Origin of the sequence: Salinirubellus litoreus, from assembly GCF_037335815.1 — an archaeon.
GTDB classification, from domain to species: Archaea; Halobacteriota; Halobacteria; order Halobacteriales; family Haloarculaceae; genus Salinirubellus; species Salinirubellus litoreus.
Genome location: NZ_CP147841.1, coordinates 2,521,803 through 2,546,280, shown reverse-complemented (window position 1 = coordinate 2,546,280; position 24,478 = coordinate 2,521,803). Strand labels below are relative to the sequence as shown.

25 protein-coding genes are annotated in these 24,478 nt (G+C 68.9%); 18 read left to right on the top strand and 7 right to left on the bottom strand.

Annotated elements, in window-relative coordinates; translation table 11 throughout:
- Window positions 1–24: 24 nt before the first annotated feature.
- Window positions 25–597, bottom strand: coding sequence for a DoxX family protein (locus tag WDJ58_RS12630; RefSeq protein WP_338913627.1), 573 nt, complete (start codon window positions 595–597; stop codon window positions 25–27).
- 89 nt (window positions 598–686) lie between these two features.
- On the opposite strand from WDJ58_RS12630, the gene WDJ58_RS12625 reads away from it, so the two are divergent.
- The 4 genes from WDJ58_RS12625 (at window position 687) to WDJ58_RS12610 (ending at window position 4,374) form a co-directional block, all read left to right on the top strand.
- Entirely contained in the window at window positions 687–1,037 is a 351-nt protein-coding gene (locus WDJ58_RS12625; RefSeq protein ID WP_338913626.1) for a cupin domain-containing protein, read from the top strand.
- A gap of 90 nt (window positions 1,038–1,127) precedes the next feature.
- A complete protein-coding gene (locus WDJ58_RS12620; RefSeq protein ID WP_338913625.1) occupies window positions 1,128–1,997 on the top strand; it encodes a DUF7537 family lipoprotein in 870 nt (289 codons plus the stop codon).
- A 61-nt stretch (window positions 1,998–2,058) separates the two neighbouring features.
- Window positions 2,059–3,345 (top strand): tRNA (N(6)-L-threonylcarbamoyladenosine(37)-C(2))-methylthiotransferase, encoded by a 1,287-nt coding sequence (locus WDJ58_RS12615; protein ID WP_338913624.1) that lies wholly within the window; start codon window positions 2,059–2,061, stop codon window positions 3,343–3,345.
- A gap of 90 nt (window positions 3,346–3,435) precedes the next feature.
- Entirely contained in the window at window positions 3,436–4,374 is a 939-nt protein-coding gene (locus WDJ58_RS12610; RefSeq protein WP_338913623.1) for an acetamidase/formamidase family protein, read from the top strand.
- A gap of 5 nt (window positions 4,375–4,379) precedes the next feature.
- Here WDJ58_RS12610 and WDJ58_RS12605 read toward each other — a convergent pair whose 3' ends face one another.
- The 4 genes from WDJ58_RS12605 to WDJ58_RS12590 form a co-directional block, all read right to left on the bottom strand.
- Window positions 4,380–4,514: a hypothetical protein gene (locus WDJ58_RS12605; RefSeq protein WP_338913622.1), complete on the bottom strand. Its 135-nt coding sequence runs from the start codon at window positions 4,512–4,514 to the stop codon at window positions 4,380–4,382.
- A 147-nt stretch (window positions 4,515–4,661) separates the two neighbouring features.
- Window positions 4,662–5,240 carry a hypothetical protein gene (locus WDJ58_RS12600; protein WP_338913621.1) on the bottom strand — a complete coding sequence of 193 codons (579 nt, stop codon included), beginning with the start codon at window positions 5,238–5,240 and terminating at the stop codon, window positions 4,662–4,664.
- Window positions 5,241–5,302: 62 nt separating this feature from the next.
- Window positions 5,303–6,250 (bottom strand): cation diffusion facilitator family transporter, encoded by a 948-nt coding sequence (locus WDJ58_RS12595; RefSeq protein ID WP_338913620.1) that lies wholly within the window; start codon window positions 6,248–6,250, stop codon window positions 5,303–5,305.
- Between the two features lie 48 nt (window positions 6,251–6,298).
- On the bottom strand, window positions 6,299–6,844 hold the full coding sequence (locus WDJ58_RS12590; RefSeq protein ID WP_338913619.1) for an HIT family protein: 546 nt from the start codon (window positions 6,842–6,844) through the stop codon (window positions 6,299–6,301).
- 369 nt (window positions 6,845–7,213) lie between these two features.
- On the opposite strand from WDJ58_RS12590, the gene WDJ58_RS12585 reads away from it, so the two are divergent.
- Window positions 7,214–7,414, top strand: coding sequence for a hypothetical protein (locus tag WDJ58_RS12585; protein ID WP_338913618.1), 201 nt, complete (start codon window positions 7,214–7,216; stop codon window positions 7,412–7,414).
- Between the two features lie 217 nt (window positions 7,415–7,631).
- Here WDJ58_RS12585 and map read toward each other — a convergent pair whose 3' ends face one another.
- Entirely contained in the window at window positions 7,632–8,522 is an 891-nt protein-coding gene (map, locus tag WDJ58_RS12580; RefSeq protein ID WP_338913617.1) for a type II methionyl aminopeptidase, read from the bottom strand.
- A 284-nt stretch (window positions 8,523–8,806) separates the two neighbouring features.
- Here map and WDJ58_RS12575 point away from each other — a divergent pair, with 284 nt between their 5' ends.
- On the top strand, window positions 8,807–9,526 hold the full coding sequence (locus tag WDJ58_RS12575) for a metallophosphoesterase family protein (RefSeq protein ID WP_380661612.1): 720 nt from the start codon (window positions 8,807–8,809) through the stop codon (window positions 9,524–9,526).
- A 128-nt stretch (window positions 9,527–9,654) separates the two neighbouring features.
- Window positions 9,655–11,736 (top strand): polyphosphate kinase 1, encoded by a 2,082-nt coding sequence (gene ppk1 / locus WDJ58_RS12570; protein WP_380661610.1) that lies wholly within the window; start codon window positions 9,655–9,657, stop codon window positions 11,734–11,736.
- Between the two features lie 34 nt (window positions 11,737–11,770).
- Here ppk1 and WDJ58_RS12565 read toward each other — a convergent pair whose 3' ends face one another.
- On the bottom strand, window positions 11,771–12,682 hold the full coding sequence (locus WDJ58_RS12565; RefSeq protein ID WP_338913614.1) for an isoaspartyl peptidase/L-asparaginase: 912 nt from the start codon (window positions 12,680–12,682) through the stop codon (window positions 11,771–11,773).
- 164 nt (window positions 12,683–12,846) lie between these two features.
- Between WDJ58_RS12565 and icd the strand changes: the two genes are divergently transcribed.
- The 11 genes from icd (at window position 12,847) to WDJ58_RS12510 (ending at window position 24,463) form a co-directional block, all read left to right on the top strand.
- Window positions 12,847–14,103, top strand: coding sequence for an isocitrate dehydrogenase (NADP(+)) (icd, locus tag WDJ58_RS12560; RefSeq protein WP_338913613.1), 1,257 nt, complete (start codon window positions 12,847–12,849; stop codon window positions 14,101–14,103).
- 236 nt (window positions 14,104–14,339) lie between these two features.
- On the top strand, window positions 14,340–16,922 hold the full coding sequence (locus WDJ58_RS12555) for a pentapeptide repeat-containing protein (RefSeq protein WP_338913612.1): 2,583 nt from the start codon (window positions 14,340–14,342) through the stop codon (window positions 16,920–16,922).
- Between the two features lie 62 nt (window positions 16,923–16,984).
- Window positions 16,985–17,719 carry a proteasome assembly chaperone family protein gene (locus WDJ58_RS12550; RefSeq protein WP_338913611.1) on the top strand — a complete coding sequence of 245 codons (735 nt, stop codon included), beginning with the start codon at window positions 16,985–16,987 and terminating at the stop codon, window positions 17,717–17,719.
- 70 nt (window positions 17,720–17,789) lie between these two features.
- Window positions 17,790–18,701: an NAD(P)-dependent oxidoreductase gene (locus tag WDJ58_RS12545; RefSeq protein WP_338913610.1), complete on the top strand. Its 912-nt coding sequence runs from the start codon at window positions 17,790–17,792 to the stop codon at window positions 18,699–18,701.
- A gap of 96 nt (window positions 18,702–18,797) precedes the next feature.
- Entirely contained in the window at window positions 18,798–19,286 is a 489-nt protein-coding gene (locus tag WDJ58_RS12540) for a 50S ribosomal protein L11 (protein ID WP_338913609.1), read from the top strand.
- 430 nt (window positions 19,287–19,716) lie between these two features.
- On the top strand, window positions 19,717–20,421 hold the full coding sequence (locus WDJ58_RS12535; protein WP_338913608.1) for a TMEM165/GDT1 family protein: 705 nt from the start codon (window positions 19,717–19,719) through the stop codon (window positions 20,419–20,421).
- 126 nt (window positions 20,422–20,547) lie between these two features.
- Window positions 20,548–21,186: a 50S ribosomal protein L1 gene (locus tag WDJ58_RS12530; RefSeq protein WP_338913607.1), complete on the top strand. Its 639-nt coding sequence runs from the start codon at window positions 20,548–20,550 to the stop codon at window positions 21,184–21,186.
- Complete coding sequence (locus tag WDJ58_RS12525; RefSeq protein WP_338913606.1) at window positions 21,183–22,241, top strand: 50S ribosomal protein L10; 1,059 nt, start codon at window positions 21,183–21,185, stop codon at window positions 22,239–22,241. Before WDJ58_RS12530 ends, WDJ58_RS12525 begins: the two co-directional genes overlap by 4 nt.
- A gap of 6 nt (window positions 22,242–22,247) precedes the next feature.
- Window positions 22,248–22,598, top strand: coding sequence for a 50S ribosomal protein P1 (gene rpl12p / locus WDJ58_RS12520; RefSeq protein WP_338913605.1), 351 nt, complete (start codon window positions 22,248–22,250; stop codon window positions 22,596–22,598).
- 170 nt (window positions 22,599–22,768) lie between these two features.
- Window positions 22,769–23,143 (top strand): cupin domain-containing protein, encoded by a 375-nt coding sequence (locus WDJ58_RS12515; RefSeq protein ID WP_338913604.1) that lies wholly within the window; start codon window positions 22,769–22,771, stop codon window positions 23,141–23,143.
- Between the two features lie 69 nt (window positions 23,144–23,212).
- A complete protein-coding gene (locus WDJ58_RS12510; RefSeq protein ID WP_338913603.1) occupies window positions 23,213–24,463 on the top strand; it encodes a tripartite tricarboxylate transporter permease in 1,251 nt (416 codons plus the stop codon).
- Window positions 24,464–24,478 lie beyond the last annotated feature (15 nt).

The window sequence follows — 24,478 nt, the reverse complement described above, 5'->3', positions numbered from 1 at the left end:
CACCGGGGTTGAACCTGTGGTTCGCTATCCGAGGAAGTAGCGCAACCAGGGGTTGTTCCGGACGACGCCCGTCCGTTCGAGGTACGCGTCCAGCCCGAGGATGCGGCCGGCACCGAACGCGCCGAGGCCGAACAGCAGGGCCGCGTAGACGATGTGGTCGTCGACGACCCAGCCGTGAGCCAGCGGGAGGCCCGCCAGCAAGCCCCCCTGGAGGGCGGCCGCCCAGTAGAACAGCATCATGACGGCCCCCCAGAAGGCGCTCCAGCGGACGAGTACACCCAGGATCAGCGCGAGGCCGGTCAGCGTGAGTCCCCACATGTTGAGGGCGTCGATGAGCGGGCTGCCGGCCATCGCCGCGAACGCCCCCGTGAAGGGATTCCCCGGTGGGATGGCGTTGGCGAGGTAGCCCGCCGCCGTCCAGTCGTTGTCGGGGTTCGCATCGAGGTACGTCACCAGCTTGGTGATCCCACCCTGGAACAGCACCCACCCCATGACGACGCGGAGCGCGACCATCGAGTAGCCGATCCAGGCCTCGGAGTACTCGAAGGTCACGTCCCGACCGAACAGCTCCGCCTCCATCCGGGTGTCTGTCGACATGACGACCGGGGTTTCTCGTCCGAAAACAAGAATTTTTTGCCGGGAACTGTGCCCCCGGTGTTTAGGTCCGGGGCGACCGTACCCGGGGTATGGACGTCGAGCGACTCGATGAGGGGAACACGGTCGAGGCGGTCCCGAGCGCGCACCTGACCCAGCTCGCGGCGGGCGATCGGATGAGCGTCCAGCACTTCCGTATCGAGCCGGGAGCGGAGGTCCCCTCGCACAGCCACCACCACGAACAGGCGGGCTACATCGCACAGGGCGAGCTCACGTTCCTCCTCGGCGACGAGGACGACCCGGAGGAGATCGTGGTCGGCCCCGGTGACGGATACGTGCTCGCGGGTGAGGAGGTCCACGGTGCCGAGAACCGGGGTAGCGAGACGGTCCTCGGGGTGGACGTGTTCTCGCCGCCGCGGACGGACCCCGACTGGGCGGAGTGATCGTACACCCATCACCGACATCGGTCCCGACGCGCGACCGGCGGCGACGATCCCTCCCGGGAACCCGCCGGATCGGGGGTGCTCGGTAGCGTGCGGGCGAAGACGGGACTGCTCCTCGTCGCGGTGGTCGTGCTCGCGGGCTGTGGTGCGGTCGACACCGCGAGCGGACCCGGACAGCCGACGACCACGCTGACACCCGCACCGGTTCCCGAGGAGCGGGGGCCCGACGGGGGACGGCTGATCGCCCCGGGCCTCTCGACGAGGGGGGTGTTCGACGCCGACGCGCTCGTCGAGGGCCACCGGACGACGCTGACCGAGCGCGGGTTCGCCCTCACCCGCAACCGGACGGTGGTCCGGCCGAACGACACCGCGAGCCGACGACCGCTCAACACCGTGGGGGTACGGATCGTCGTCGCCCCGGGTGCCGACTCGTACCACCTCACACGGGTCGAGCGGTCGGTCCGGGAGTGGCCGTTCGTCGACACGTACGCGCTCATCGGCGTCTGGTACAGCGAGCCGGTCGTGCGCAACCGGTTCGTCGACGAGGGCCGGGTCGCGCGGTACTGGGGACAGAACCAGGCGGCCTCGGATGGCCCGGTCCGAGACCTCACCCAGGTCAGGAGCGCCCGGCCGGACCTCGAGGCCGTCGACCTCCGCGTGGTCGGGAACCGGACCGTCGATGGGGTCCGCGTCTTCCGGCTCAGAGGGGAGCGGTTCGAGGACCCGGACGAACTCGTCACCCCGCCGCTGCTCTCGGACCCGCGGAACGTCTCGATGACCGTGAGGATCGACGAGCGGGGCGTCGTCAGGTCCTACTCCCTCTCGTTCGAGGCGACGTTCGGCGGTGGACCCGTTCGCGTGCGCCGGACGTACCGGATCACCGACGTCGGAACCACGACCGTCGACCGGCCGGCGTGGGTCACCCGGGCGAACGAGTCGGTCGCGAGCGAGGGGCAGTGACCGGCGGGGGCGTTCCGCACCGCTTTTGCCCGCCGGCACGCAAGGGCGGGTAGAGCGTAGAATGGCCCGGTACCACATCGAGACGTACGGGTGTACCTCCAACCGGGGTGAGAGCCGGGAGATCGAGCGCCGGCTCAGGGACGCCGGCCACCACCAGGTCCCGCTGGAGGAGGCCGACGTCGCCATCCTCAACACCTGTACGGTCGTCGAGAAGACCGAGCGGAACATGCTCCGCCGGGCCGAGGAGCTCGCCGAGGAGACCGCGGATCTGCTCGTCACCGGCTGCATGGCGCTCGCGCAGGGCGAGCAGTTCCGCGAGTCGGACGTCGACGCGCAGGTGCTCCACTGGGACGAGGTGCCCGCCGCGGTCACCAACGGGGAGTGCCCGACGACGACGCCCGACGCCGAACCCGTTCTGGACGGGGTCATCGGAATCCTACCCATCGCGCGGGGCTGTATGAGCAACTGCTCGTACTGCATCACGAAGTTCGCGACCGGGCGGATCGACTCCCCGCCCGTCGAGGAGAACGTCGAGAAGGCCCGCGCGCTGGTCCACGCCGGCGCGAGGGAGATCCGCGTCACCGGTCAGGACACGGGCGTCTACGGCTGGGACGAGGGCGAGCGGAAGCTCCCCGAACTGCTCGACCGGATCTGTGACATCGAGGGCGAGTTCAGGGTCCGCGTTGGGATGGCCAACCCGGGCGGCGTCCACGGCATCCGCGAGGAACTCGCCGACGTGTTCGCCCGCAACGAGGAGCTCTACGACTTCATCCACCTGCCGGTCCAGTCCGGGAGCGACGAAGTGCTCGAAGCGATGCGCCGACAGCACCGCGTAGGGGAGTTCCGCGAGATCGTCGAGACGTTCGATTCCCGGCTGGAGCACTGGACCCTCTCGACGGACTTCATCGTGGGCTTCCCCACCGAGACCGACACCGACCACGATCGCTCGATGGGCCTGCTCGAGGAGATCCGCCCGGAGAAGATCAACGTCACGCGCTTCTCGAAGCGACCCGGAACGGACGCCGCCGAGATGAAGGGTCTCGGCGGGACGCTGAAGAAGGAGCGGTCGAAGGCGATGACCGACCTGAAGATGGCGGTCGTCCGGGAGGCACACGAGTCGATGGTCGGCACCCGTCATCGAGCCCTCGCCGTCGAGCCAGGAACCGGGGACTCCGTGAAGTGCCGCGACGGGGCCTACCGGCAGGTGATCGTCCGGAACGCGACCGAGCATGGCGTCGAGCCCGGCGACTTCCTCGACGTGGAGGTCACGGGCGCGGAGGCGGTCTACTGCTTCGCGGAGCCCGTCGATACGCGAGGGGAGCCCGACCGGGCCGTCGCGGACGACTGATCCGGCGGTCCCGCCCGTTCCGTCCCGTCGTGTCCCGTCACATCTCGCCGGGCGGCGGGGAGTTTTAGCCCCCCGCTCCGTGGCCCGGGTATGTCGACACCGGATCATCACATCGAGGCGACCGACGCGAACGTCCACCACGACTGGGACGCCGACCGCGACCCACTCCTCACCGTCGAGCCGGGCGAAGTCGTCCGGTTCGAGTGCCTGGACGCGACCGGCGGCGAGCTGGCACCCGGGGCGACCGTCGAGGACGTGAGGAGCCGCGAGTCCCCGGGCCACGCCATGACCGGTCCGGTCGCGATCGAGGGCGTCGAACCGGGCGACGGGCTGGCCGTCGAACTCCTCTCGGTCGAGACGGGCGACTGGGGCGTCACCTTCGCCTACCCCGAGGAGCGGGACGTGGGATTCCTCCCCGAGGCCGCGTCGGAAGGGGCGATCCACCACTGGGAACTCGACGGGGACACCGCGACGTTCGTCGAGGGAGTCGAGGTGCCCCTGGAGCCGTTCCCGGGCAACCTCGGGCTCGTCCCCGAGGGGGACGGACCGCACTCGACCACCCCACCGAGAGCGGTGGGCGGGAACCTCGACGTCCGGCACCTCGTCGCCGGTTCGCGCCTCGAACTCCCCGTCGAGGTTCCGGAGGGACTGTTCAGCATCGGCGACGGCCACGCCGCACAGGGCGACGGCGAGGTCTGCGTGACGGCCATCGAGTGCCCGACGACGGTGGACGTCCGGTTCGAACCCATCGACGACACCCCGGCGACACCGCGGTTCGAGACGCCGGGCGGCCAGTCGTGGAAGGAAGGCCCGGCGGTCGCGACGACCGGCATCGGCCCGGATCTCGAGTCGGCCGCGAGGGAGGCACTCTCGGCGATGGTCGACCGGCTGGGCGAGACGCGGGGGCTCGGCAGGGAGGAGGCGTACCTGCTCTGTTCGGTCGCCGCCGACCTCCAGCTCTCGCAGGTCGTCAACGATCCCAACCGGACGGTCACCTGTCGGCTTCCGTCGCGCGTCTTCGGGGAGTGATCGGATCAGGCGGGGTCGAGGAGGCTAACGAAGTGGTCGGCGAATTCGGCCTCGTGCTCCTTCGCGAGCCGGTGGGCGGTCACGCAGTCCTCGAGCCGCCGGTCGAGGTCGCACGAGTCACAGCGGATGTGACAGCCCATGTTACCGGATAACAAGGATCTGGCGAACAAAAACCTTCCCCCGGGTGTCGAGCCGAGGCGGCTCCCGGGGGGACTCGTCGGTCCTCGCCGGTTGTCACTGCGGCGAGATCCATCAGTCCTCGCCGGTTGTCACTGCGGCGAGATCCATCAATCCTCGCCGTCGTCCGGCGGGGGGCGAGAGAGCGCCTCCCGCGATCCGACGACGGTGACGTCGCCGTCACACCGCGTCTCGCCGGTCGGCCGGGGGAGGGAGACCCGGCCGGTCGCGCCGCAGGGACACGCGAACCGCACCCACGTCTCGTCGACCCGACCCGGCTCCTCCACCGACGAGCCCGTCACGGGGTCGGGACGCCAGCCGCAGATCCGACACCGGACCGGGCCGACGAGCGCGGCGTCGCGGGCGAGTTCGACGGCGGCGTTGGTCATCCACTCCCAGGACCAGAACCGCGTGTTGCCGAGGACGTGCCAGTCGAGCACCCAGTCGATCCACCCCGCGAGCGCCCACACCGACTCCACCCCGGCGTGTTCGAGGAACGCCCCGAGCGACGGGAAGTCGGTGTGCTCGACGACGAACGCGTCGGTGAACAGGTGATCGACGACGGTGTCCGGCCCCCCGGGCGCGTCCGCGAGCCTCGTCGGGTCCCGCTCGACCAGCGCCGCCTCGACGACGTCGGCCTCGCTGCGGACGTAGTCGGCGAGCGTGGTGGGGTCGGCGCTCGTGGTCACCGACGGGGGTTCGACCCGACTACGATTGAGTCCGGCGGTCGCGGCGGTCCTCTCCTCCGAAATCACTCCCGTCGACTGTGCCGACCGCCGTACCGCCGGGCGCTCCCGGCGAGACGGTCGACCTCGTCGTCGTCCTTCCACTCCCCGAGCTCCTTCGGGTCGACGTGGACGAACACGTCGTCGATGTCGTCTATCTCGCGGATCGACTCGACCACGTCCGTCTCGATGTCGTGTGCCTCGCGGATGGTCCGGTCGCCCTCGACCTCGATGTGGAGCGAGACGTCCACCTCCGGGCCGACGTAGTGAGCGATGACGTCGTGTGCGCCCTCTACGTCCGGGTGTGAGAGTGCCCGCCGGACGATGTCCGCCCGCAGGTCCTCGGGGGGTGCGGCACCGACGAGGTAGTTCAGGTTGTCCCGGACGATCTCGACGCCGGTGTAGAGGATGCCGAACGCGACCACGCCGGCGGCGAGCGGGTCGAGCAGCGGGTAGCCGGCCGCGGCACCGAGCACGCCGACGAGCGCCGCCCCGGCGGTGAGGATGTCGTTCCGGTTGTCGAGCGCAGTCGCCCGGAGCGCCGGCGAGCGGTGCTCCTGGGCGGCGTCGAGACAGTAGCGGTAGAGGCCGAACTTCACTACCGCGGCGGCGACGAGGACGACCACCGCCCACGGCCCGCGGGCGACGGTCACGTCTCCCGCGAGGACGGCCGTGAGCGATCGCCAGAGGACGAATCCGCCGGCGGCGAACACGCCCACGGCGATGAACAGCGAGACGAACGGCTCGATCCGCTCGTGGCCGTGCGGGTGCTCGAAGTCGGGGGGTCTGGTCGTGAGGTAGAGCCCGGCGAGCGCGATGAGGCTGTAGGCGGTGTCCGAGAGGCTGTTGACCGCCTCGGAGCCGACCGCGAGGCTCCCCGTCCAGTACCAGACGCCGCCCTTGGCGAGCGCGAGGGCCACGTTCGCCAGCAGGACGAGGAACCCGACCCGGCGGAGGACCCCCTTCCGGTCCATATCGGTGGTGGGACACGGGCCCGTATAGGGACTTCGGGTCGCTCGACGCTACTCGAACCGGAGTTCGACGCTCCGGTCCGTTCCGCGGTCGGTCCCGCCCGACTGGGCGGCGAACGCCGCGTGGAGCCGCTCATAGGTGTCCGCCAGTGCCTCGACGATGACCTTCGTGTCGGAGACGACCGCCATGAAGTTCGTGTCACCGCCCCACCGCGGGACGACGTGGGTGTGGAGGTGGTCGCCGATGGAGCCGCCCGCCGACTGTCCGAGGTTCAGCCCCGCGTTGAACCCGTCGGGTGAGAGCGCCTCATCGAGCGCGTCGAACGTCCGCTGCTTGAGCCGGGCGTGGTCGAGCAGCACCTCGTCGTCGAGATCGCGGTAGTCGCCGGTGTGCCGACGCGGGATGACCATGACGTGTCCCGGGTTGTAGGGGTAGTTGTTCAGCAGGACGAACGCGTGTTCGGAGGCGGCGACCACCCGGGACTCGCGGGCGTCCTCGCGCTCCGGGAGCGCACAGAACGCACACTCCCCGAGATCCTCGTTCCGGTCCTCGCGCTCGACCCACTCGATACGCCACGGGGCGAACAGCTCGTCCATGGACGGGCGACGGCCGCCCGCCACTTATATCGGGGTCGTCGAGCGGGCGACCGGGCCGTCGATCCGGGACCCGGGACGTGTCCGCTCCCAACCCAGGGGACCCACCCGGGCCGCCACGTTACAGGTCGGGGTCACCGGTCCCAGTCTACGGGGGCTGTCGCCATTGGATGACTGAACGCGATGTCAGCCCCTTCTACTTGAATATTTCGGCCGTTCGGTCGTTTTAGAGCCACGAGAAGCTCTTATGAACGTAATGGGACCTTCTGAGTCCGTATCAGGACAAATCACGGCGCCGTCTTGCGATGAACTCGGTCGAACCGTCGGGACGGTATGTTCAGTTTATGCCCCTTTCCGGGAAACGAACTGTCGATGTCAGCACACTCCGCTGCGGACGACGACACGCTGGAATCGTGCGAGAGCTGCGGTCACGAGACCCCCCACGACGTCCGGATCGAGATACGGACCGAATCGGCCAAGCGCGAGAACGCCGAATTCTCCCGCGAACCGTATCGGGTCGCCAGGTGCGTCGCGTGCGGGGGCGAGTCGGCGCTCCGGATGAACAACGCCTGACCACCGACCATCTTTTTCCGGTTCGGGTGCGCCTTCGGCGCACCACTCACCGCAAAAACATGGGTGAAAAAGGCCGCTCGCTCCCTCCGGTCGCTCGCGGTACAACGGGCCAGCCCACAGCAGGAAGGGACCTTTCTTCTGCCTTCGTCGTGGCTGTGGGGTTGATCAGTAGCTACACACTCTGGGGAGAGCCGACCGTGTCCGTCCCGCCCCCTGCCTACCGCGACCGGGTCGTCACCTCACAGCCGTCCTCGGTGACGATGATCGTGTGCTCCTTCTGGCTGACGAGGAACCCGTCGTCCTCCTTCAGCACCGGGTAGCCGTGGACGACGTCCTGCTGTTTGAGCCGGCGGAGCGCCATCTCCGCACGGGGCGTGTCGAGCCACCGTGCGGCGAACGGCAGCGTGCGGAACTCCTCGACGATGGTTTCGAGCGCCTCCCTCGCCGCCCGGTCTCTGACAGTCGCCTCGCGTTCGAGGGCGTAGATCTCCTCCTCGCTCCCCTCGCCGACCTTCCCGCCGCCGTCGGTGGCGAACGGCTCGATGGCGACGACGTCGCCGACTTCGAGTTCGATCCCCTGTTCGACGCGGCGGTTGGGAATGTTCGGCGCGGTGTGCTGCTCCCAGTGGCCCAGGCCGTGCCCGGTGAGGTTCACGACCGGGTTGTAGCCGTACCCCTCGATGGTCTCCTCGACGACGCCCCCGATCTCGCCCGTCTCGATCCCCGGCTCGATGACGTCGAGCGCGGCGTCGAGGGCGGCTCCCGGGGCTTCGGCGAGGTCGTCGTGGCCCGACAGGTCGACGGTGATCGCGGTGTCGGCGAGCCAGCCGTCGATGTGGACCCCGATGTCGAGGTTGACCATCTCCTCGCCGAACGTCGAGTCGTCGTCGCGCGAGGGGGTGGCGTGGGCGGCCTCCTCGTCGATACTGATGTTGACGGGGAACGCCGGCTCCCCCCCGAGTTCCCGGATCCGCTCCTCGGTCCACTCGGCCAGTTCGAGGTGACTCGCGCCGACCTCGACCCGCTCGGCCGCCTCGTCCCGGACGGTCGCGAGTATCTCGCCGGCCTCGCGGTGCTTCTCGTACTGCTCGGACTCCAGGCTGCTCATGACCCCGGGTTCGCCCCTTCCGGCCAAAGGAGTTGCGTTGCGTGGCGAAGCGCTCGCCGGTGACGGACGGCTCGGATCGGATCCGGTCCGTCGGCACGGCCACGAGGCGCTACCATCCCCCCGGGGGATCCCTACACCGAGGTGTGTCTATGTATTCCACGATAGTCATATTAGAAACACGTTAAGTCGGTGATGGAGTAGCGGGGTGTATGGTACCGCCGACGGGCGCTGGAACGGGAGTCGTAATGGGGAGGAACTCACGCTCCGACGACGACCGGCCGGGGCTGAGCGACGACGACCTCGCACCCGAGGTCGCGGACTGTCACCTGCGTCTCGACGTCGAGGACTGGAACGACGTCTTCGTCGTGGGCGACGTCCACGGCTGCCGCGCCGAGTTCGAGGAACTGCTCTCGGCGCTCGATCCCTCGGAGGAGGATCTCGTGCTCGTCGTCGGCGACCTCATCCGCAAGGGACCGGACTCCCGTGGCGTCGTCGAACTCGTCCGTGACACCCCGAACGTCTTCTCCATCCGGGGGAACAACGAGGCGAAGCTCATCCACGACCGGGTCGAGATCCCCGAACTGGATCCCGTCGCCGACTACATCGAGTCGCTCCCCGTCGTGATCTCCTTCGGCGACTCGTTCCTCGTCCACGGCGGCGTCGACACCCGGATGGCGCTCCCCGAACAGGGGATCGAACGCCTGCTCAACACCCGCGCCATCCCACCCGAAAACGGCTACGAGGGACCGTTCTGGTTCGACCACTGGGAGGGCCCCGAGCGGATCTTCTTCGGCCACACGCCGCTCGACGCGCCCGTCGTGACCGACCACGCCGTCGGCCTCGACACCGGCTGTGTCTACGGCGGCTCGCTGACCGCCTACGATTACTACGCCGACGAGGTGGTCTCGGTCCCCGCGTTCGAGACCTACGAGTCCCGTCCCGAGGAGAAGGTGCTCGACCTGCCGGAGGTTCAAGTCGAACCCACCCCTATCGGTCCCGAGTGACGGGCAGACCGACCGACGACCGCGACCCCCTCCCGGACTGCGGGGTCGCCCGCTACGACCCGCCCGAGGGGACCCGTCCCCTCGACCCCGCCGAGCGGCCGTTCGACCCCGACGACCCGGCCTGGTATCTGAACCGCGAACTCTCCGAACTCGCCTTCCACCAGCGGGTGCTCCACGAGGCGCTCGACGAGCGGAACCCGCTGCTCGAACGGGTGCGCTTTCTGACAATCGTCACCCGGAACCTCGACGAGTTCCTCATGAAGCGTATCGGTGGGCTGAAACAGCAGATCGACGCGGGCGTCACCGAACTCTCGGTCGACGGGCGGACCCCCCGCGAACAGTGGGTGGCGAGCCTGGAGACGGCCCGCCGGATGTTCGACGCCCAGTCGGCCTGCTTCGCCGAGGTCCGGCCGCTGCTGGCCGAGGCCGGTATCCACGTCGTCGATCACGAGGAGCTCACCGAACGCGAGCGGTCGAGCCTGCGGGAGTACTTCGAGTCGGACGTGCTCCCGATGCTCACGCCGCTGACGTTCGATCCGGCCCACCCGTTCCCGTTCATCTCGAACCTCTCGCTCTCGCTCGCAGTCAGGACCCGACGGGGGGGGAGTGAGCCGCGGTTCTCGCGGGTGAAGATCCCCGAGAACCGCCCGCGACTCGTCCGCATCCGCGAGGCGTGGACCGACCGGGAGGCCGAGCGGTTCGTCCCCCTGGAGCAGGTCGTGGCGGCGAACCTCGATCTGCTGTTCCCGGACGTGACGGTGCTCGACTGGTCGACGTTCCGGGTGACGCGCAACGCCGAGGTGCGCCGGAACGAGGAGGTCGCCGAGGGGCTCATCCGGATGATCGAGGGCGTCCTCCGGGACCGGCGGTTCGCCACCGTCGTCCGCCTCGAGGTGTCCGAGGGGATGCCCGAGGCGGTCCGCGAACTGCTGAAGACCCAGCTCGAGGTCGACGACCGGGAGGTCTTCGAACGAGCTCCGCCGCTCGACCTGCGCGACCTCTCCCGGCTCGTCGACCTCGACAGGCCGGACCTGAAACACGACCCCTGGACCCCGAGGAATCACCCGCGGTTCGGCGACGGGGAGCCCGACCTGTTCGCGGAGATACGCCGGAGGGACGTGCTCGTCCACCACCCCTACCACTCGTTCGATCGCACCGTGCAGGCGTTCGTCGACCGCGCCGCGACCGACGACGACGTGCTCGCGATCAAGCTCGCCATCTACCGGACCGCCCGGGATTCGGCGGTAGTGGAGTCGCTCATCGAGGCCGCGCGCAACGGCAAGCAGGTGGCGGTGATGGTCGAGCTGAAGGCCCGGTTCGACGAGGAGAACAACCTCCGGTGGGTCCGCCGGCTCGAGGAGGAGGGCATCCACGTCGCCTACGGAGCGATCGGGCTGAAGGCCCACGCGAAGATCGCGCTCGTCGTCCGCGAGGAGCTCGACGCGGGGACCGGACGCGGGGTCCGGCTCTACTCCCACGTCGGCACCGGTAACTACCACGCCGAGACGGCGAAGCTCTACACCGACCTCGGGGTCCTGACCGCCGACCGCGAGGTCGGAGCCGACCTCGCGCGGGTGTTCAACTACTTCACCGGCCACTCGATGAGCGAGGACTACCAGACGCTCCTGGTCGCGCCGGGGAACATGCGCGACCGCTTCACCGACCTCGTCCGTCGGGAGGCCGAAAACGCCCGCGAGGGCGAGCCCGCGCGGATCGTCGCCAAGATGAACGCCCTCGAGGACCCCGGGATGGTCGCCGAACTCTACCGCGCCTCGCAGGCCGGCGTCGACGTCGACCTCGTGGTGCGAGGCATCTGCCGGCTCCGACCCGGGGTCGAGGGCGCGAGCGAGAACGTCACCGTCCGATCGGTAGTGGGCCGGTTCCTCGAACACTCCCGGGTGTTCCGATTCGAGAACGCCGGCGACCCGGAGTTCTACGTCGGCAGCGCGGACTGGATGACGCGCAACCTCGACCGCCGCGTCGAGGTCGTCACGCCCGTCACGGACCCGGACCACCGTGCCGAGCTACAGGTGGTGCTCGATGCCCTCCTGCGGGACGACCGGCGGGCGTGGCGGATGGACGCCGACGGGAACTACGAACAGCTCCGTCCCGAGGGGGAGCCAGTAGAGGCCCACCGGGTGCTGATGGACCGGGCGGCGGCGGGATCGCCGATCGGGGCACCCCCGGACCATCCCTCTCCCGTCGACTGACTCGATCGCCGACCCACCGCCCGTCCGTCCCCCGCTACTGGTCGCTATCGACCGCAGTCTGCATCGCCTCGCTGTTGAAATCGCTCCCGTGGTCGCCGTCGTTCCGGAGGACGATCACGCCCGCCGTCGAGCCGGTCAGGTCCTCGAACTCCTCGATGGCGAGTTCGGCCGCGTCCGCGGCCGTCCGACCCGTTTCGAGGTGGTCGACCGCCCGCCGCGCCAGCGTGACCCGGGCGATGTCCTCGCCCGCACCGGTCGCGCTCGCCCCGCCCGCCCGGGTCGCGTAGAACCCCGAGCCGACCTGCGGGACGTCCCCGACCCGTCCGGCGAGCGCACACCACCGACCGCCGGTCGAGGTGGCCGCCGCGATCCGGTCGCCGTCGCGGGCCACCGCGCCGACCGTGTCGTGGTCCGGGCGGTGCCGAGCACCGTCGCCCTCGTCGTCCCCGTCCGCCTCCTGTTCGCGCCCGAACCGATCGTTCACGAACGCGAGGTGCTCGTCGGTGTCGAACGACTCGGGGGGTTCCTCCTCGGCCCACCGTTCGCGGGTCTCCTCGGTCCGGAGATCGACGTCGGTCTCGACGCCGATCGCCTCGGCGAGGTCGACCGCGTGGACCCCCGCCACGAGGACGTGGGGGGTCCCCTCCTTGACCGCCCGTGCGACCTCGACGGCGTGTTCGACGCCCGGCATCGCACACGCCGCGCCCGCGGCCCGGTCGTCGGTCATCAGTCCGGCGTCGGTTCGGACCACCCCGTCGGACTGTATCGCCGAGCCGACGCCGGCGTTGAACCGCGGGTCGGATTCGAGGACTCGTACGGCTTCGACGACGGCGTCGGTCACGTCGTCGGTCCCCGCCCCGGTTTCGGCGGCCGAATCGAGCACCGCCTGTCGATCGGCCGGCTCGTCGGACGGCCCGCCGGCCCCGCCGTGGACGATCACCTTCATGCGAGTCGGGACGGGCGGGGGTGGTTTCAACCCTCGTACCGCCGCCTTCGGGCCCTCGGACGGGGAACGACGTGGAAGTGTTCGAGCGAGACTATAACCGTCGTTCGTTCGATTCACGCTCGGATAGCGGAATCCATTTCACACGCTGGTTCGACGTGCCGGCTATGGACTTCGACAAGGTGGAGGTACCCGAGGAGGGTGAGCGGATCACGGCCGACGAGGACGGGAACCTGGAGGTTCCCGAGGAGCCGATCATCCCCATCATCCACGGGGACGGCATCGGGACGGACGTCGGCCCGGCGGCCCAGAAGGTGCTGGAGGCCGCCGCGCAGGCGACGGGCCGTGACATCCACTGGATGCGCCTCTACGCCGGCGAGTCCGCCCGGGAGATGTACGATGATAACCTCCCCGATGACACGGTCGAGGCGATCCGCGAGTTCCGCGTCGCCATCAAGGGCCCGCTGACGACCCCCGTCGGGTCGGGTTTCCGGTCGCTGAACGTCGCGCTCCGGAAGAAGCTCGACCTCTACACGAACATGCGACCGACCTACCACCTCGACGGCGTCCCCTCGCCGATGAAGGCCCCCGAGCAGATGGACATGGTCAACTTCCGGGAGAACACGGAGGACGTCTACGCCGGCATCGAGTGGGAGGCCGGCACCGAGGAGGTCGAGCAGGTCCGTGAATTCGTCGAGGACGAGATGGGCTTCGAGGGGGCCATCCACGAGGGGCCCGTCGGGATCGGCATCAAGCCCATCTCGGAGTTCGGCACGAAGCGGCTCGTCCGGCAGGCCATCGACTACGCCCTCGAGAACGACCGCGACTCGGTCACGCTCGTCCACAAGGGCAACATCATGAAGTTCACCGAGGCGGCGTTCCGCGACTGGGGCTACGAGGTCGCCGAGGAGGAGTACGGCGAGGAGGTCATCACCGAGGACACGCTCTGGGAGGAGCGCGACGGCGACGCCCCCGAGGACGCCGTCGTGGTCAACGACCGCATCGCCGACAACATGCTCCAGCAGCTCCTCACCCGTACCGACCAGTACGACGTGCTGGCGATGCCGAACCTCAACGGTGACTACCTCTCGGACGCCGCTGGCGCACAGATCGGCGGGCTCGGCATCGCTCCCGGGGGCAACATCGGCGAGGGCCGGTTCCTCGCCGAGCCGGTCCACGGATCCGCACCGAAGTACGAGGGCCAGGACAAGGTCAACCCCTCCGCGATGATCCTCTCCGGGCGCATCATGCTCGAACACATGGGCTGGGAGGACGCCGGTCAGCTGGTCCGGGACGCCGTCGAGGAGACCATCCGCTCGAAGCAGGTCACCTACGACATCCACCGGCAGATCGAGGGCGGCGAGAAGCTCGCCACCAGCGAATTCGCCGAGAAGGTCGTCGAGAATATCGAATCCCTCGCATAGCTCGGGCTTCGGATTCCCGGGCTGCGCCCGGGAACATCGAGTCGCTCGCGTAACTCGCACCTCAAGCCCTTAGTCGTCGCCCGAGGACATCGAATCCCTCACGGATCTCTGGCTTCGGATTCCCGGGGCCCGATCGATGACAGAGGCGGCGAGTCGCCGCGTTCGCTCGACCTCCTGCGGTATCGCCCCGATCTAGCGGAAAGTACATCTCCTGTCGTGTAGTCGAGAGTGACAGTATGTCGGTTCCAGAGGGACGCTGTGGGTTCGTGCTCGGCGACCGGCCCGCGCCGTCCCACCTTCCCGATCGAGAGTGTTCGGAGTCGCCGACGGTCTGCTGCTGGCGGACCCCCTGGGACGGCTCGGACTCCGGGCGGTGCTTCTGGCACGCGAAGGTCTGGGGGAAGGAAGGGCATGACTTCCCTCGCGTACCGAACGGGCACCCGGAGCGTCTCGACGGGGCCTACCTCGGTGGCGCGACGTTCAGGGTCGTAGACCTCTCGGGAGTGAACCTGACGCGGGCGGACCTCTCCGGGGTCGACCTCTGGAAGGTAAAACTCCGGTCGGCGGCACTTCGGGGAGCCGACCTGTTCGGGGCGACGTTGCGGGGTACCAACTTCACCGGAGCAGACCTCTCCGGAGCGAACCTCTCCGGAGCGAACCTCTCCGGAGCGAACCTCTCGAATGCGGACCTCCAGGATGCCCTCCTTTTCGAGACGGACCTCTCGGGGGCGAACCTCTCGGGGGCGAACCTCTCCGGGGCGAACCTCTCCGACGCGACACTTGCCGACCTAAACCTCTCGCGGACCGAGCTGGCGGGATCCCGTCTCGCTCGGGCCGACCTCTCGGGTGCAGACCTCGGGTATATCGACCTCTCGGGAGTGAACCTCGCGGGGGCGGACCTCTCCGGCGCGAAGGTCCAGGGCACGACACTTCGGGGGGCGGACCTCTCGGGTGCGGACCTCGCCGGAGTCGACCTCTCGGGGACCGACGTCACCGACGCGGCCCTCGCGGGCGTCGACCTCACACTCGTCACCCGCCCCGAGTCGCTGTTCTGGCACCACTTCGTCCCCGAAAGCGAGATTTCGGGTGACGACTTCCGGGCGGGCAACCTCGCGGCGGCCGACCTCACAGGGGTCGTCCTCTCGGGTCTAGACCTCGGTTACGTCGACATCTCGGGCTGGAAGATGCCCGACGTGGACCTCTCCGGTGCGAACCTCTCCGGGGCGAACCTCTCCGACGCGAAGCTCTGTGACGCGGATCTGACGAACGCTACCCTCTCGGGAGCGAACCTCTCCGACGCGAAGCTCTGTGACGCGGATCTGACGAACGCTACCCTCTCGGGAGCGAACCTCTCCGACGCGAAGCTCTGTGACGCGACCCTGACTGGTACGAACCTCTCTGGAGCGACCCTCTCGGGGACGGACTTCACCGCGATCGCGTTCGATGCCGAACAGCCACCCGCGCTCGGATCGTTCGAAAAGACGGATAGACCGACGTTCGACTCCGTCGACTTCGCCGGTGCCGACCTTCGACACCACGAATTTCCGGGGGTGAACTTCCGCTACGCGGACCTCAGCGGAGCCGACCTCTACCTGACCGTGTTCGAGGGTGCTGACCTGACCGGGGCGATCCTGGACGAGGCCGACTGCCGGCAGGCGGAATTCTGGGACGCTAACCTCGAGCGGGCGTCGTTCATCGAGTGCGACCTCCGCTCGGCGAAACTGGACGGAGCGATCCTCTATCGTGCCGTGATGACCGACTGCGAGATGGATCCCTTGACGACAATCACGGAGGCGTTCGCCTACCCGCTGCACGAAGCGGAGGAGAGGGCCCTCCACCCCGTGCGCAGCGCCGCGAGGTCGGGGGTAGACCGTACCGCCGAGTTCCTCGGGCTCCGGGAGGGAGCCGACGGCGCGGGCCGTCGGAAAGCACCAGAGGCTCGGTCGCCCTGGCGGGGACCCACGGATCTGTCCGGGTGGCTCGAACGCCGGGCGTGGACCCACCAGACGATCCACCGCCAGCTGATCCGCCACGGACGGATCGAGCAGGCGATCCGCGAGAAACACTACCTGGAGGAGCAGCGCGCGAGGCTCCGGAAAGCCCGCCTCGAACGGCTCCGGGCCGCCCGGCGGCTGGTCGACGGCCCGCGCGTTCGGCTCGACTCCTGGCGCTCGGAAGGGGGCACCTCACACTCCCGCGATGGGAAGACGGCGTGGTACGACCGGGCGCTGTGGCTCGGCAGAAGCTACGGTTCCGACCTCTCGGCCGTCCTGCGGACCTCTCTCGCGGTCCTGAACGCGCGGACGAGCTACCGGCTGATACGGATGAGCGAGTCGCCCCTCTACGTCGCAAGGGTGATCCTCGTCGTAGCGGCCCTGTTCGCGTTCGTCGTCTACCCCTCCGTCGGCGGGTTCGAGGAAGTAGGACCACGCCTGGTGAGTCGGACCGAACCCGGTCTTCCCGTCTCCCTCGGACCGAGATCCGTCCTGCTGCCGTGGGTCGTCCTCGACGCCTGGCGGCTGCTCGTGTTCAGCTTCCTGACGTTCTTCGAGGGGACGTACCTGGTTCTGAGCGAGACGATCGGTGCGTTCCTGCCCGTCGACGACCTGGTGCCCTCGGACGTCTCGGTCGAGACCCTCTCGCGGATCCGACCGACGGGTGTCGCAGTCTGGGCCGCACGGATCGAGCGCCTCCTCGGCGCGCTGCTGGTCGTCCCGTTCGCGCTGCTGGTCGTCCAGCGACTGCGGCTCTACGTCGGGGCCGCGACGACCGAGGAGGGACTCGGCGGGGGCCTGCTCTCGTGGCTGCTCGGCAGGTGATCCCGCGTCCCTCCCCTGCCTCACCACCCGACCTTATGGGTCCCGGCGACCAGGTTCCTCGCATGGCACACGTAGAGGAACTGGTCGACGTCACGCTCTCGGAGCCGATACTGGTAGAGGGGCTACCCGGGATGGGGCTCGTGGGGAAGATCGCCGCCGACCACCTCGTCGAGACGTTCGACATGGAGTTCGTCGCGGGCGTCCACTGCGACGGACTCCCCGACGTCGCCGTCTACCACGGGGGCTCCCCGGAGGTGTTGCCGCCGGTGAGGATATACGCCGACGAGGAGCACGACCTGCTGGTGCTCCAGAGCGACGTCCCGGTGTCGGCCTCCGCGGCCGGGGAGTTCGCCGACTGCGTGACGGCCTGGCTCCGGTCGAACGAGGTGTTCCCGATATACCTCTCCGGGCTGGCCGAGGAGAAGGACACCCCGCCGGCGGTCTACGGCATCGCGACCGGCGGGGCCGAGAGCCGTCTGGAGGAGGCCGACGTCTCCCCGCCGTCGGACGGCGGACTCGTCTCCGGGCCGACCGGGGCGCTCATCAACGCCGCCGCCGAGGAGGATTTCGACGCCGTTGGCCTCATCGTCCAGAGCGATCGGCAGTTCCCCGACCCCGAGGCCGCGCGCGCGATCATCGAGCAGGGCATCGAGCCGCTGGCCGGCGTGGACGCGGACACGGACGCACTGATAGAGCACGCCGAGGAGATACGGGAGGTCCGCGAGCGGATGGCGAAGCAGGTCCAGCAGAGCGAGGACGCCTCCTCGGAGGCACAGCCCATCCGCGGGTTCCAGTAGCCACGGCCGTCCGGTGGGTCCCGCCGCCTCCACCACAGTTTTGTAGTCCGTTACCGCATGACCGGACGTCATGTCACGAACGGTCGGATTCGTCGGTCTCGGAATCATGGGCCTCCCGATGGCCAAGAACCTCATCGACGCGGGCTACGACGTCGTCGGTCACAACCGCTCGGACGAGCCTACCGAGGAGCTCGTCGAGTACGGCGGCGAGGACGGCGGCTCGCCCGCGGGCGTCGCCGAGCAGAGCGACGTGGTACTTCTCTGTCTCCCCGACTCGCCGGACGTCCAGCGGGTCGTACTCGGGGGCGAGGAGGAGTCCGATCCCGTGATCGACGGGCTCTCGGAGGGGATGACGGTCGTCGATCACTCCACTATCTCCCCGACGGTCGCCGAGGAGATCGCCGAGGAACTCGCCGAGGAGGGCGTCACGATGCTCGACGCGCCGATCTCGGGCGGCGAGTCCGGAGCCGTCGAGGGGACGCTCTCGATCATGGTCGGCGGCGACGAGGACGCCCTCGACGAACAGCGCGACATCCTCGACGTGATGGGCGAGACGGTGACCCACTGCGGGCCGAGCGGGGCGGGCCAGACGACGAAGGCGTGCAACCAGATCGTCGTCGCCGCCCAGATGGTGGGCGTGAGCGAGGCGCTCGTCTTCGCCGGGCAGGCCGGCGCGGACCTCGAAGCCGTCGTCGACGCCATCAGCGGCGGCGCGGCGGGCTGCTGGACGCTCGACAACCGCGCGCCGAACATGATCCAGGGGAAGTTCGAGCCCGGCTTCTTCGCCCAGTACCAGTACAAGGACCTCCGCATCGCCACGGACGCGGGCGAGGCGTTCGGCTCGCCGATGCCCCAGACCGAGCTCGCCCACGAGCTCTACAAGTCGATGGTCCAGAACGACATGGGCCGGGACGACAACTCCGGCGTGATGCAGGTCCTCGAGATGATGGCCGGCTCGTCGGTCCACGTCGAGGACCAGTAAAGGCGGGATCGGATCCCGCCCGCTCGGCGTGTCACGCGTCCCCGCTCCGCGGGTGAATAGACAATTCTTAAAACCGTCGCGGGGGTTCTCATCCGTATGGCTGGAACCATCGAAGTGCTCGTCCCCGGGGGTCAGGCCAACCCCGGCCCGCCGCTCGGGCCGGAACTCGGCCCGACCCCGGTCGACGTGCAGGCCGTCGTCAGCGAGATAAACGAGCGGACCGCCGCGTTCGACGGGACCGAGGTCCCGGTGACCGTCGAGTACGACGACGACGGCTCGTTCAGTATCGAGGTCGGCGTCCCGCCGACGGCGGCGCTCATCAAGGACGAACTCGGCTTCGAGACCGGCAGCGGCCAACCCGAGTCCGAGTTCGTCGCCGACGCCTCGGTCGATCAGATAAAGAAGATCGCCGAGCAGAAGCTCCCCGACCTCCTCGCGTACGACCTGAAGGGTGCCGCGAAGGAGGTCGTCGGGACCTGTACCTCGCTCGGCGTGACCATCGAGGGCGAGAACCCCCGCGAGTTCAAGCGGAAGATCGACGACGGCGAGTACGACGACGTGTTCGCCGAGGAAGCCGCGGCGTAAGCCACCGCTGACGAAGCGAACGCTCGAAAACGAGCCCAGCGAGTTTTCGGTGTGTTCGGCGAGCAAGCGACAGCGTAGTGAGCCGAAGGCTCACGAAACTCGCTTCGCTCGTCTCGCGGTGTTTCGCAGAGGAGGTCGAGGCGTAAGCCGAGACCGACGAATCGAACACTCGAAACGCGAGCGTCGCCGGGTCCTGGTGTGTGTTCACCGGATCTCCCACCGTGGCTCGTAGAACTCGAGTCGTTCTCACGGCGCTCCGAGATCGGACGAGAGCGACGCTCGGCGTCCGGTTCCGGGGATCGGATCCTCACGGTCTATTCGGCAAAACGTGAGCGATGCGCAAGGATTTAGTTCATCTACTAATGGATTTTAGATACGGCTAAACCCTGAATGAGTGTACGTCGATACCGGGCCAGGAGGTGTGGTTGACGTGGCGACGTTCCTCGAAGTAGTGATAGCGGCGGCGACCCTCCAGGCGCTCGTCATCCCGGGCGAGAAGGTGCAGATGATCATCGCGGGGCTGGCGACGAAGTACCGGCCGCTGCCGGTCGTCGCGGGGGCGGCCCTCGCCCTGGGCGGGTGGACGGCACTGGAGGTTGCCTTCGGAGAGGCGCTCCAGGGGACGCTACCGACGATCTACCTCGACGCCGTGACGGCGGGGCTGTTCGTCATGTTCGCGCTCCTGCTCGTCCGGGCGGGACTCGGGGTCGGCGGGGAGGGCGGATCGGGTGGCGGGGTCGGCGAATCTGACGGCGAGGAAACGCTCACCGACGGTGGTACCGAAACCTACGCCGACGGTCGCCTCGCGGGGCTGGATGCCCACCTCCCGGACGGCGCGGAGGGGTTCTTCCCGGCGTTCTCCGCCAGCGCGTTCGGCGAGTTCGGCGACAAGACCCAGCTGGTGACCATCGGGCTCGCGGCCCAGTACGGGGCCCACCCGGGTATCTGGATCGGCGAGATGCTCGTCATCGTCCCGATGAGCGCGTTCACGGCGTTCGTGTTCAACCGCGGGGCCCGCCGGCTGACCGACAGCCACCGCCGGTGGCTGTTCTACGGGTCCGCGCTCCTCTTCCTCGCGTTCGCGGCCGACATCGCCGCCGCCTACTGGTTCGGTATCGACGTCCTTCCGGTCTGAGAGTTCGACTCACGGACGGATCGGTTCGACGCTTTTAAACCCGCGCCTCCAGTCGATTGGAACGAGACAGGCACGGCCTGTTTCACACCGTAGTAGCCCACAGGGCTCAGACTACGGAGGTGAAAAATGGCAGATTCGATAGAAGAAGCAGTCTCTCGCGCGCTCGAGGAGGCACCGCCGCGGAACTTCCGCGAGACGGTGGACCTCGCGATCAACCTGCGCGATCTGGACCTCAACGACCCCAACAACCGGGTGGACGAGTCGATCGTCCTGCCGTCCGGAACGGGTCAAGAAACTAGTATCGTCGTGTTCGCCGAGGGCGAGACGGCGCTCCGTGCGGAAGACGTCGCCGATCAGGTGCTCTCGGGGGACGACCTCGAGGACCTCGGTGACGACTCGGACGCCGCCAAGGACCTCGCGGACGAAACCGACTTCTTCGTCGCCCAGGCGAACCTCATGCAGGACATCGGTCGCTACCTCGGGACCGTCCTCGGGCCGCGTGGCAAGATGCCGACGCCGCTCCAGCCCGACGACGACGTCGTCGAGGTCGTCAACCGCATGAAGAACACCGTACAGCTCCGGTCGCGCGACCGGCGTACGTTCCACACCCGCGTGGGTGCCGAAGACATGACCGCCGACGACATCTCCACGAACATCGGCGTCGTCGTCCGCCGGCTGGAGGCGAACCTGGAGAAGGGCCCGCTCAACATCGACGGCATCTACGTCAAGACCACGATGGGGCCGTCCGTGGAGGTGCCCACATGAGCGCCGAAGCCGAGCGCAAGACCGAACACATCCCCGAGTGGAAGCGCGAGGAGGTCGACGACATCGTCGGCCTGCTCGAATCCTACGACTCGGTGGGCGTGGTCGACGTCGCCGGTATCCCGTCCCGACAGCTCCAGGCCATGCGCCGGGACCTGTACGGGAGCGCGGAGCTCCGCATCTCGCGGAACACGCTCGTCGTTCGCGCGCTCGAGGAGGTCGACGACGGCCTGGAGGAGCTCGCGGAGTTCGTCTCCGGGCAGGTCGGCCTCGTCGCCACGAACGACAACCCGTTCGGGCTGTTCAAACAGTTAGAAGCGTCGAAGACGCCCGCACCCATCAACGCGGGCGAGGTCGCCCCGAACGACGTCGTCATCCCCGAGGGTGACACCGGGATCGACCCCGGGCCGTTCGTCGGCGAACTCCAGCAGGCGGGCGCGAACGCCCGCATCCAGGACGGCTCGATCGTCGTGCTCGAGGACTCGACGGTCCTCGAAGCCGGCGAGGAGGTCGACCAGCAGCTGGCGAACGTCCTCGCCGAGCTCGGCATCGAGCCCAAGGAGGTCGGCCTCGACCTCCGCGGCGTCTACGCCGACGGGGTCATGTTCGGCCCCGAGGAGCTCGAACTCGACATCGACGAGTACCGCGAGGACTTCGCCTCGGCCGCGGCGGCCGGACGGAACCTCTCGGTCAACGCCGTCTATCCCACGACCCGGACGGCGGGCACGCTGCTCGGGAAGGCCTCCGGCGAGGCCCGGAGCCTCGGCCTGTTCGCGGCCGTCGAGAGCCCCGATCTGGTCGACGACCTGGTCGGGCGGGCGGACGCTCAGCTCCGCGCGCTCGCGGCACACATCGACGACCAGGAGGCGCTCCCCGAGGAGCTCCGCGGCGTCGAGAGCGAGCCGGGGACGGAGGCCGACGCGGAGGCGGAGCCGGAGCCCGAGACGGGTGACGACGAGGAGGAACAGACTGACGACCAAGCTGCCGAGACGGACGCCGCCGACGATGACGACGATGACGACGACAGTGGCGACGCGCTCGGCGAAATGTTCGGGTGACACAGAATGGAATACGTTTACGCAGCGCTGGTGCTGCACGAGTCCGGTGAGGAACTGAACGAGGAGAACATCACGAACGTCCTGGAGGCCGCGGGCGTCGACGTCGAGGAGTCCCGCGTGAAGGCCCTGGTGGCCGCGCTCGAGGACGTCGACATCGAGGAGGCCATCGAGACGGCCGCCGCGGTGCCGGCCGGCGGTTCCGGTGGCGCTGGCGGCGCGGACGGTGCCGCCGAGGCCGAGGGCGACGAGGGCGACGACGAGGACGACGGCGGCGACGAGGCGGAGGCCGAAGCCGACGAGGACGAGGAAGAGGAAGACGACAGCTCGGGCGAGGGCCTGGGCGAGCTCTTCGGCTGACCTCGGAACGTCCTCCGGTCGTTCCGTATCCACGATCCACGCTTTTTCCGACGTCGCGTGCCGAGCCGCAGCACCCGCCGACCGCCGCGTCCCCCACACCGGCCGGGCCCCGAGCCACGCGTAGCCCAGCGTAGCGCCAGCGTGATACGACATCCACGCCACGTCCGTACATGGAGAAGGTGAACCTCGATACGGCGTTCGACTCGTTCGACGAGCGGTGGTCGCCCCGGATCGCCGCCGAACTGAACGGGCAGGCGGTGAAGCTCGCGAAGGTGGAAGGTGAGTTCGTCCGACACAGCCACACCGACGCCGACGAGCTGTTCCTCGTCCGTTCGGGCGAGCTGACGATCGAACTCCGCGGCGAACCGGACGTCGACCTCGGCCCCGGCGAGCTCGTCGTGGTGCCGGCGGGGGTGGAACACCGTCCGGTCGCCGACGACGAGGCCGAGATACTGCTGTTCGAGCCGACCGAGACACGCAACACGGGCGACGTCGAGGACGAGCGGACGACCGGGGCTAAGCGGCTCGACACGACGGACACCTGACGGCGGCTCCCGGACCGGTCGCCGAGCAGGACGTAGGTTCAAGTCGGATACCGGGACCACCTCCCCGCGATGGATCCGGTCCCCGCGGCGGTCCCGCCCCGATTCGCGCTCTCGCCCGAGGCGACGCTGGCGACCCTCGGGTTCGTCCTCGGCGGGGTCGTGCTCGGGACGTGTTCGGGGCTCGTTCCGGGGCTCCACGCCAACAACGTGGCGCTGCTGCTGGCGGCCGTCGCCGCGGACGTCCCCGGGCCGCCACGACTCGTCGGCGCGGCCGTCCTCGCCGCGGGCGTGGTCCACACATTCCTCGACGTGGTGCCCGCACTCGCGCTCGGCGTCCCGGATCCGTCGATGGCGGCGACAGCGTTGCCGGGACACCGGCTCGTCCTCGAAGGGCGAGGACGGGAGGCGGTCAGGCTCTCCGCGCTCGGGAGCGGCCTCGCCGTCCTCCTGGCCGTGCCGCTCGCGCTCCCGATCACCCGCGGGATGGTCGCCGTCTACCCGACCCTGCGCGCACACCTCCCGCTCGCGCTCGGGCTCGTGGCCGTCCTGCTGGTCGTCACCGAACGTGGCGGGTTCGCGATGGTCGGGGCGGTGGCGGCGTTCTCGCTCGCCGCGCTGCTCGGGTGGGCGACGCTCGATCTCGATCCCTCGGCACCGCTCTCGGTGGGCGGGATGCTCGCCCCGCTGTTCGCCGGGCTGTTCGGCGCGCCGGTGCTCGTCGAGTCGGTGGGCGGAGGGGGCGTGCCGCCGCAGGACGACGCGACGGTGACGCTCCCGGGGAGTTCCATCGCCGGGCTCGGGTTCGTGGGGACGCTCTCGGGAGCGATCGTCGGGTACGTCCCCGGCGTCTCCTCGGCAGTGGCCGCGACGGTCTCGCTGCTCACCACCCCGGGTCGACACGGCGCTCGCGGGTTCCTCGTGACGACGAGCGGCGTCAACACGTCCAACACGATATTCGCACTGTTCGCCCTCGTCGCGCTCGGATCGCCCCGGACTGGCGTGCTCGTCGCCTTCGAGCGCTCGGGTGCGCCGATCGACCTCGCCTTCCTGCTCCCAGCCGTGGGGCTCGCCGCCATCGCGGGATTCTGTCTCGTGCTCCTGGTCGGGGATCGGTACCTCGACCTCGTGGGGAACGTCGACAACACGCGACTCGCGGCCGGAGTGCTCTGTCTCCTGGCGGGCGTCTCGCTGCTGTTCGCGGGCGTCGTCGGCGTCCTCGTGTTTCTCGTCGCCTCGCTGGTGGGGCTGGTCCCGGCGAGGTTCGGCGCTCGGAGAGTGCATCTCATGGGAGTCCTATATCCACTAATACTTTGGCCCTAAGTTCAGCGAAAACCA

Bases quoted from the DNA above. Each gene is read 5' to 3' on its own strand.
- WDJ58_RS12630 (WP_338913627.1), bottom strand. From the start codon at position 597: ATGTCGACAGACACCCGGATGGAGGCGGAGCTGTTCGGTCGGGACGTG.
- WDJ58_RS12625 (WP_338913626.1), top strand. From the start codon at position 687: ATGGACGTCGAGCGACTCGATGAGGGGAACACGGTCGAGGCGGTCCCG.
- WDJ58_RS12615 (WP_338913624.1), top strand. From the start codon at position 2,059: ATGGCCCGGTACCACATCGAGACGTACGGGTGTACCTCCAACCGGGGT.
- WDJ58_RS12610 (WP_338913623.1), top strand. From the start codon at position 3,436: ATGTCGACACCGGATCATCACATCGAGGCGACCGACGCGAACGTCCAC.
- WDJ58_RS12605 (WP_338913622.1), bottom strand. From the start codon at position 4,514: ATGGGCTGTCACATCCGCTGTGACTCGTGCGACCTCGACCGGCGGCTC.
- WDJ58_RS12595 (WP_338913620.1), bottom strand. From the start codon at position 6,250: ATGGACCGGAAGGGGGTCCTCCGCCGGGTCGGGTTCCTCGTCCTGCTG.
- WDJ58_RS12590 (WP_338913619.1), bottom strand. From the start codon at position 6,844: ATGGACGAGCTGTTCGCCCCGTGGCGTATCGAGTGGGTCGAGCGCGAG.
- WDJ58_RS12585 (WP_338913618.1), top strand. From the start codon at position 7,214: ATGTCAGCACACTCCGCTGCGGACGACGACACGCTGGAATCGTGCGAG.
- map (WP_338913617.1), bottom strand. From the start codon at position 8,522: ATGAGCAGCCTGGAGTCCGAGCAGTACGAGAAGCACCGCGAGGCCGGC.
- WDJ58_RS12565 (WP_338913614.1), bottom strand. From the start codon at position 12,682: ATGAAGGTGATCGTCCACGGCGGGGCCGGCGGGCCGTCCGACGAGCCG.
- icd (WP_338913613.1), top strand. From the start codon at position 12,847: ATGGACTTCGACAAGGTGGAGGTACCCGAGGAGGGTGAGCGGATCACG.
- WDJ58_RS12555 (WP_338913612.1), top strand. From the start codon at position 14,340: ATGTCGGTTCCAGAGGGACGCTGTGGGTTCGTGCTCGGCGACCGGCCC.
- WDJ58_RS12550 (WP_338913611.1), top strand. From the start codon at position 16,985: ATGGCACACGTAGAGGAACTGGTCGACGTCACGCTCTCGGAGCCGATA.
- WDJ58_RS12545 (WP_338913610.1), top strand. From the start codon at position 17,790: ATGTCACGAACGGTCGGATTCGTCGGTCTCGGAATCATGGGCCTCCCG.
- WDJ58_RS12540 (WP_338913609.1), top strand. From the start codon at position 18,798: ATGGCTGGAACCATCGAAGTGCTCGTCCCCGGGGGTCAGGCCAACCCC.
- WDJ58_RS12530 (WP_338913607.1), top strand. From the start codon at position 20,548: ATGGCAGATTCGATAGAAGAAGCAGTCTCTCGCGCGCTCGAGGAGGCA.
- WDJ58_RS12525 (WP_338913606.1), top strand. From the start codon at position 21,183: ATGAGCGCCGAAGCCGAGCGCAAGACCGAACACATCCCCGAGTGGAAG.
- rpl12p (WP_338913605.1), top strand. From the start codon at position 22,248: ATGGAATACGTTTACGCAGCGCTGGTGCTGCACGAGTCCGGTGAGGAA.
- WDJ58_RS12515 (WP_338913604.1), top strand. From the start codon at position 22,769: ATGGAGAAGGTGAACCTCGATACGGCGTTCGACTCGTTCGACGAGCGG.
- WDJ58_RS12510 (WP_338913603.1), top strand. From the start codon at position 23,213: ATGGATCCGGTCCCCGCGGCGGTCCCGCCCCGATTCGCGCTCTCGCCC.